This window comes from Pseudonocardia lacus, from assembly GCF_018531445.1.
GTDB classification, from domain to species: Bacteria; Actinomycetota; Actinomycetes; order Mycobacteriales; family Pseudonocardiaceae; genus Pseudonocardia; species Pseudonocardia lacus.
Genome location: NZ_JAHDTH010000290.1, coordinates 1 through 7,318, shown reverse-complemented (window position 1 = coordinate 7,318; position 7,318 = coordinate 1). Strand labels below are relative to the sequence as shown.

At 74.1% G+C, this 7,318-nt stretch carries 7 protein-coding genes; 2 read left to right on the top strand and 5 right to left on the bottom strand.

Annotated features, from left to right (window positions below; all coding sequences use genetic code 11):
• Positions 1–245: 245 nt before the first annotated feature.
• The 5 genes from KIK08_RS35820 to KIK08_RS35800 are packed head-to-tail and all read right to left on the bottom strand — an operon-like array spanning position 246 to position 5,122.
• Positions 246–1,265 carry a phosphotriesterase family protein gene (locus KIK08_RS35820; RefSeq protein ID WP_214407761.1) on the bottom strand — a complete coding sequence of 340 codons (1,020 nt, stop codon included), beginning with the start codon at positions 1,263–1,265 and terminating at the stop codon, positions 246–248.
• Positions 1,262–2,296, bottom strand: coding sequence for a DctP family TRAP transporter solute-binding subunit (locus KIK08_RS35815; RefSeq protein WP_214407760.1), 1,035 nt, complete (start codon positions 2,294–2,296; stop codon positions 1,262–1,264). Before KIK08_RS35815 ends, KIK08_RS35820 begins: the two co-directional genes overlap by 4 nt.
• 2 nt (positions 2,297–2,298) lie before the next feature.
• Positions 2,299–3,249 carry a shikimate dehydrogenase gene (locus KIK08_RS35810; RefSeq protein WP_214407759.1) on the bottom strand — a complete coding sequence of 317 codons (951 nt, stop codon included), beginning with the start codon at positions 3,247–3,249 and terminating at the stop codon, positions 2,299–2,301.
• Positions 3,246–4,520, bottom strand: a complete 1,275-nt coding sequence (locus tag KIK08_RS35805) for a TRAP transporter large permease (RefSeq protein WP_214407758.1) — start codon at positions 4,518–4,520, stop codon at positions 3,246–3,248. Before KIK08_RS35805 ends, KIK08_RS35810 begins: the two co-directional genes overlap by 4 nt.
• On the bottom strand, positions 4,517–5,122 hold the full coding sequence (locus tag KIK08_RS35800) for a TRAP transporter small permease (protein ID WP_214407757.1): 606 nt from the start codon (positions 5,120–5,122) through the stop codon (positions 4,517–4,519). The genes KIK08_RS35805 and KIK08_RS35800 overlap by 4 nt, the downstream gene beginning before the upstream one ends.
• A gap of 87 nt (positions 5,123–5,209) precedes the next feature.
• On the opposite strand from KIK08_RS35800, the gene KIK08_RS35795 reads away from it, so the two are divergent.
• Both KIK08_RS35795 and KIK08_RS35790 read left to right on the top strand, forming a co-directional pair.
• Positions 5,210–6,232 carry a LacI family DNA-binding transcriptional regulator gene (locus tag KIK08_RS35795; RefSeq protein ID WP_214407756.1) on the top strand — a complete coding sequence of 341 codons (1,023 nt, stop codon included), beginning with the start codon at positions 5,210–5,212 and terminating at the stop codon, positions 6,230–6,232.
• On the top strand, positions 6,229–7,318 hold a 1,090-nt coding region (locus KIK08_RS35790), incomplete at its 3' end, for a sugar phosphate isomerase/epimerase family protein (RefSeq protein ID WP_214407755.1). The genes KIK08_RS35795 and KIK08_RS35790, both read left to right, overlap by 4 nt.

The following is a 7,318-nucleotide window of genomic DNA, read 5'->3' as shown; positions in this document are numbered from 1 at the left end:
TGGTGGATCTTGTGAGAGAGAACCTGCCTATCGAGGACCCCGCGTCCTGACCAGCACCACGTAGATCATCCCGAATGTCCGTGTCGCCCGCCCGGACGTTTACCTACTCGCTGAGATCACCTCACTGTCCCGCGAGCGCCGCCGTGCACGGGGACCAATTCCGCGCCGGTGCCCTCGGCATCGTCGTCATGGGCGAAACGGCCGGGCGGGGACGAAGCACCCCGCCCGGCCGTCAGCGATCCACGTCACACGGCCAGCAGGCGTGCCGGGTTGGCCACCAGCATCCGGTGCAGATCGGCCTCGCTCGCCCCACCGGCGCGCAGCAGCGGCAGCACGCGGCGCGACAGGTTCTCGTAGTGCCAGTTCGGGGCGCGGACCGCCCGCCACGACGGCGGTGTGACCCGGCTGAAGCAGGCCGCGTCGTGCGAGAGCACCATCCGGTCGGCGTACCCCTCGGCGAGCAGTGCGAGGACGGTGGCGACCCGCCGCTCGTCGGGCAGCACGTGCTCCATGCCGAAGCGGTCCATGCCGATCGTGGAGCCGGCGTCCATCAGGGCGCGCAGCTGGTCGAGGTCTTCGCTGTCGCCGCTGTGACCGATGACGACGCGCTCCGGCGGCACCCCACGGACGCGCAGGAACTCCTGCTGGGCGGAGCCGGTGCGACTGGCCGGGCGGCTGTGGGTGGTGATCGTGACACCGGTGCGCGCGTGCGCCTCGGCGGCGGCGGACATCACCCGCGCGACGTCCGGGGTGATGCCCGGCTCGTCGGTGACGACCTTGAGCATCCCGGCCCGGATCCCGGTGCCGGCGATGCCCTCCTCGATGTCGCGCACGAAGAACTCGACCAACGGGTCGGGACCGCCCACCAGCCGACCCGGACCGTGCGTGCCGAAGAACGCCGGCAGCACGTCCGAGGTGTAGTAGCCGGTGGCCGCGACCAGGTGCAGCGGGCACCGCTCGGCGACCCGCGCGACCCGCGCGACGTCGCGGCCCAGGCCCAGCACGGTCAGGTCGACCACCGTGCCGACGCCCAGGCCGTGCAGGCGGGTCAGGCGCTCGACCGCGTCGTCGACCGCCCGGTCGGGGTCCCACTCCGGGTGCGGGTGGTTGAGGTCCAGCTCGGGGTGGCCGACGAAGACGTGCTCGTGGATGAGCGTCGTCCCGAGCGCGGCGGGCTCGACCGGACCCCGGAAGGTGGGAACGGCGCCCGCGGGACCGGTCCGCGAGGGACCGGTCCCGGGCGCGGCGGATGCAGCACCGGTCACGAGGCGGCGGCGCGGATGGCCTCGTAGACGGGCAGTTGCTCCGGGCTGAGGTTCGCCCGCAGGTACTGCTCGGCCTGGGTGCGGAAGGCCGCCACGTCGACGTCGTCGACGACCTGGAAGGCACCGGACGCGCGGTACTCGTCGAGGATCCGTGTCTCGTCCTCGGCGACGCAGCCCGGCACCCGGTCCACGGCGCTGTCGACGGCCGCGGAGAGCGCCTGCTGCTGCTCGGGCGAGAGCTCCTCCTCCCAGACGGGGCCGACGATGACGAGGTTGGAGTTCTGCTGGTGGCCCGACAGGCTGAGGTGGTCCTGCACCTCGCCGAGGTTCAGCGCGTCGATGTTGACGATCGGGTTCTCCTGGCCGTCGACGGTGCCCTGCTGCAGGGCGAGGTAGAGCTCCTCGAACGCGACCTCGGTCGGGCTGGCGCCCAGAGCGTGCGCGTTCATCAGGAACTGCGGCGAGTTGGGGAAGCGCATGCGCAGCCCCTGGAGGTCGGCCGGCCGGCGGATGGGCTGGTTGGCGGTGAACTGCCGGGCCCCGGCCGACCACGCGCCCAGCACCTGCACGCCGGTCGCCTCGGCGAAGCCGGACTTGAGCCCGTCGGAGGCGGGGTCGGCGAAGAACCGGGCGAGGTGCTCGGCGTCGTCGAAGGCGTAGGCGGCGTCGACCACGCTCATCGGCGCGTGGGACGCGCCCAGCGCCGAGGCGCCCTGGATGTCGATGTCGATGTCGCCCGCGGCCACGGACTGGAACCGGTCGGCGTCGCCGCCGAGCTGGCTGCCCGGGAAGATCTCCACGGTCAGCCCGACGTCCGCCGCTGCGACCTCGTCGGCGATGATCTTGGCGCCGCAGCGGTGCTGCGGCTGCTGGTCGGTGTAGCTGTGGGCCAGGGTCAGCTCGACCTGCTCGGGGGCGCCGGGCTCGCCGGAGCCGGCGGTGTCGGCGCCCCCGCCGCAGGCCGTGGCCAGCAGCAGCGGCAGGACGGACGCCATGAGCAGCGCGCGGGGCGGCCGGGGATGGGTGGTCATGGTCATTCCCTTCGTCGGGCTCGTGCGTTCTGCGGTTCGGCGCCGGGCGCGCCGACCTCGTCGGCGACCAGCAGGTCGAGATCGGCGGACATCGCCGCGCGGTCCGCCGGCCGTCCCGTGACCAGCTCGAAGGCGTGGGCGGCCTGGTTGACCGCCATCGCCGCGCCGGTCAGCACCCGGCAGCCCAGCTCGCGGGCCGCGCGCACCAGCTCGGTGTGCAGCGGCCGGTACACGATGTCGGCCACCCACAGCCCGGGGTGCAGCAGCTCGGACGGCACCGGCGAGCCCGGGTGCGCCGCCATGCCCACCGGCGTGGCATTCACCAGCCCCGCCGCATCCGCCAGCAGCGCCGGCAGCCGGTCGGGTGCCTCGACGGTGACCGCCGCCCGGTCGCGGACACCGTCGAGCGACGCGGCCAGCCGCTCGGCGCGGACGGGATCGGTCTCGACCACCGACAGCGCGTCGACGCCCGACCCGGCCAGGGCGTGCGCGACCGCGGTCCCGGCTCCGCCGGCACCCAACAGCACCACGCGGTCCCTGCCGACATCGGCCAGCCCCTCGCGCATCGCCAGCGCGAAGCCGGTGACGTCGGTGTTGTGCCCGCGGGTGGTCCCGTCCTCGATCACGACGGTGTTGATCGCCCCGATCCCGGCCGCCTCCGGCGCGAGGTCGTCGACCAGGCCCGCCATCGCCTGCTTGACCGGGTGCGTGGCGTTGAGCCCGTCGAAGCCGAGAGCCACCGCGTGCGCGAGCAGGTCGCGCAGCCGGCCGGGGTCGAGCTGCGCGTCGCTCAACTCGACCAGCTTGTACGTGTAGCGCAGGCCCTGCCGGGCGGCCTCGCGTTCGTGCAGCTCCGGGCTCAGCGAAGGGCCGATCCCCTGGCCGAGCAGCCCCATGAGGTAGGAACGGCGGGCGGGCGGCGCGCCGGATCGGGCCGGCTCGGCGCCGTTCACAGGCCCAGCGCCCGCGGCAGCCAGAGCACGGCGTCGGGGAAGGCGATGATCCCCGCGAGCAGCACCAGCAGCGGCACGATGAACGGCAACGAGCCGCGGAACACCTCGCCGACGCGGGTCCGGGCCACCGAACTGAGCACGTAGAGCACCGTCCCCACCGGAGGCGTCAGCAGCCCGATCATCAGCGAGACGATCATCAGCACGCCGAGCACGATCGGGTCGACGCCGAAGCCCGAGCTGATCGGCAGCAGGATGGGCACCACCAGCACCAGCACCGCGGTCGGGTCGATGACCGTGCCGAGGACCAGCATCAGCACCGCGACCAGCACCATGAAGACGGTGGCGTCGTCGGTGAGCCCGAAGAAGCCCTCGGTCAGCGCCTGCGGGACCTGCTCGCGGGCCAGGATGTAGCCCAGCAGCGAGGCCGAGGCCACGATCAGCATGATGCCGGCGGTCGTGACCACCGTCTCGGCCAGCACGCCGGGCAGGTCGCGCACGCGCAGCCGGCGGTAGGCGAAGGCCAGGACCAGGATGTAGGCCACCCCGACCGCGGCCGCCTCGGTCGGGGTGAAGGCGCCTGTGAGGATCCCGCCGAGGATGACCACAGGGGCGCCGATCGGGGCGATGACCCGCCGGCCCGTCTCGCGCACCCGCGCCCAGGAGAACCCGACCGGCACGATGTCCGGCGTGCGGCGCACCAGGACGAACACCACGACGCACAGTCCGAGGGCCATCAGCAGGGCGGGGATGACCGAGGCCGCGAACAGCGCCCCGGTGGACACCGCAGCCGCCCCGGCGAAGATGACCGCGGGGATGCTGGGCGGCATGACCGGTGCGATGAGCGCCGCGGAGCCGGTCACGCCGAGGCCGAAGCGCAGGGGGTAGCCCGCGCGCAGCATCGCCGGGATCTGGATCTTCCCGAGCGCCGCGGCGTCGGCGACCGCCGACCCGCTCATCCAGGAGAACCCCAGGCTCACCCCGACGCTGACGTACCCCAGCCCGCCGCGCACCCGCCCCAGCACCGCCAGCGCGAAGTCGAACAGCAGGTCGGCGATGCCACCGCGGCTGGCCAGCACGCCCAGCAGCACGAACAGCGGCACCGCCAGCAGCGGGAAGCTGGCCGTCGCGTTGACCACCAGGCGCAGGCTCGACCCGAGCGACTGCCCGTCGAGCAGCAGGTACCCGAGGCAGGGCCCGAGGAAGCAGAAGGCCACCGGCACGCGCAGCGCCAGCAGCGCGATGATCACCAGGCTCAGCAGCAGCAGGTTCACGCCGGCCCCTCCTCGGTGCCCGCGGCCCCGGTGGCGGGCGCTCCCCCGCCGTTGTCGGGCACGCCGTACCGGGCGATCTGGACCGCGAGCACGGCGCCGCGCACGGCCGTGCTCACGAAACCGAGCAGGGGCAGCACGTAGAGCCAGCTCAGCGGCATGCCCAGGGCGGGCGAGCGGATCCGGGTCTGGGAGGTGACCAGGTCCCACGCCTCGACGGCGAACCCGGCGCCGATGACCGCGACCATCACCGCGGCGAACACCCGCACCGCGCGCACCAGCCCTTCGCGCGGGATCGAGTCGACCACCTGCAGGGCGATGTGGGAGTCGCTGCTCACCAGCGCCCCGGCCACCGTGAAGGTCAGCCAGACCAGGCAGAACCGGGCCAGCTCGCCGGTCCACGCCCAGCCCTCCACCGGCAGGTACCGCTGCCCGGCCTGGACCAGCACCAGCCCGAACAGCAGGACGAGCGTGGCCGCGCCGATCCCGATCTCCACCCGGTGCAGGACCGTGGCGACGCTCGCCGGCCGTCCTGCGGCCCCGTCGTCGACGGCTCGATCCATCAGCTCGCCCTCCCGATCCGTGAGCTCCGTCGGCCACGGCATGGGGTCGGACCGTAGGCAAGCGCACCGAGGACTGGCAACCGGTTGCCAAGTGTTGCCAAATCGTCGTGACAGCACTGTGATGGGGGGGTGCCCGGACCGACCATCTACGACGTGGCCCGCGCGGCCGGCGTCGCGACCTCGACCGTCTCGCGGGCCTTCACCAACCCCGGTCGGGTCGGCGAGACGACCCGCTCACGCGTGCTGGAGGTCGCCCGGGAGCTGGGGTACGAGCCGAACCCGCACGCCCGGGCCCTGACGTCCAACCGGACGCAGACCATCGCCATGGTCGTCTCCGACATCACCAACCCGCACTTCTTCGAGCTGATCCGCGGTGCGGAGATGCGCGCCAAGGCCGCCGAGTACACCCTCGTGCTCGTCAACGCCGAGGAGTCGCCCCGCATCGAGCGGGCGCAGATCCGCCGCGTCGCCCGGTCGGTCGACGGCTTCCTGCTGGCCGCCAGCCGCCAGCCCGACGCCGACCTGGCCGAGCTGGCCGCCACCCGGCCGGTGGTGCTGATCAACCGGCAGGTGCGCGACGTTCCCAGCGTGGTCGTCGAGCACAGCGAGGGCTGCCGGCAGATCGTCGCCCACCTGGCCTCGCTCGGCCACACCTCGCTGGTGTACCTGGCCGGGCCCCGCAACTCCTGGATGGCCGGCAGCCGGTGGGCGGCCATCCGCGCCGCCGCCGCCGAGCTGGGCGTGACCGCGCACCGCAGCGGGCCCTACACGCCCACGGTGTCCAGCGGCGGCGCCGCGGCCGACGCCGCGATCGGCTCCGGGGCGAGCGCGATCATCGCGCACAACGACCTGCTGGCCATCGGGGTGCTGCGCCGGCTCGCGCAGCGCTCGGTCCGGGTCCCCGACGACGTCAGCGTCGTCGGCTTCGACGACATCTTCGCCGCCGACCTGTGCACACCGGCGCTGACCACGTTGGGCGGGCCGCACGACCGCGTCGGCCGGGCCGCGGTCGAGATCCTGCTCGACTCGCTGACCGCGCGCCCGGACCGGCGCCCCGCCCCGCAGATGGCGCCGCCCTCGCAGCTGGTCATCAGGGAGTCCACCGGTCCGGCGCCACAGGCGGCCCGACAACCCCAGGGAGGTGCGGGATGACCGCGTTCGGGATCGCCACGGTCTGCCTGTCCGGCACCCTCGAGGACAAGCTCGACGCCGCGGCCGCGGCCGGGTTCGACGGCGTCGAGCTGTTCGAGCCCGATCTGCTCGCCGCGCCGCTGCCGCCGGCGCAGGTGCGCGCCCGCTGCGCCGACCTGGGCCTCTCGATCGACCTCTACCAGCCCTTCCGCGACCTGGACTCGACCGACCCCGACCGGCTGGCCGCCAACCTGCGCCGCGCCGAGCGCAAGTTCGACGTCATGGCCGCGCTGGGCACCGACACGGTGCTCGTGTGCTCCTCGGTCGGCGAGGACGCCGTCGCCGACCCCGACGAGCTCGCCGCGCAGCTGCACGAGCTGGCGGAGCGGGCGCGCCGGCACGGGGTGCGCGTCGCCTACGAGGCGCTGGCCTGGGGCCGGCACGTCAGCACCTACGAGGCCTCCTGGGAGGTCGTGCGCCGCGCCGACCACCCGGCGCTCGGGCTGTGCCTGGACAGCTTCCACATCCTCTCCCGCGGCGGCGATCCGGCCGCCGTCGCCGCGATCCCCGGCGAGAAGCTGTTCTTCCTGCAGCTCGCCGACGCGCCGCGGCTGTCGATGGACGTGCTGCAGTGGAGCCGCCACCACCGGCTCTTCCCCGGCCAGGGCGCCTTCGACCTGCCCGCCTTCGTCGAGCACGTGCTCGCCGCCGGCTACCGCGGGCCGCTGTCGCTGGAGGTGTTCAACGACGTCTACCGCCAGTCCGACCCGCGCCGCACGGCCACCGACGCGATGCGCTCCCTGCTCGCGCTGCGCGAGCAGGTGGCCCGCCGCGCCGGAGACGGCGCGGTCGTCCGCCCGCCCGCTGCGCCCGCGCTGACCGGGCACGCCTTCACCGAGATCGCCGCCGACCCCGCCGCCGCCGAGCGCATCGCCGCGGCGCTGCGTGCGCTGGGCTTCGCCGAGACCGGCCGCCACCGCAGCAAGCCGGTGCGGCTGTGGGAGCAGGGCGGGGCGCGGGTGCTGGTCAACACGGGCCCGGCGGTCGAGGGTGCCGAGGTGGCCGCGCTCGGGCTGGAGTCGGCCGACCCGCCGCGTTCGGCGGCCC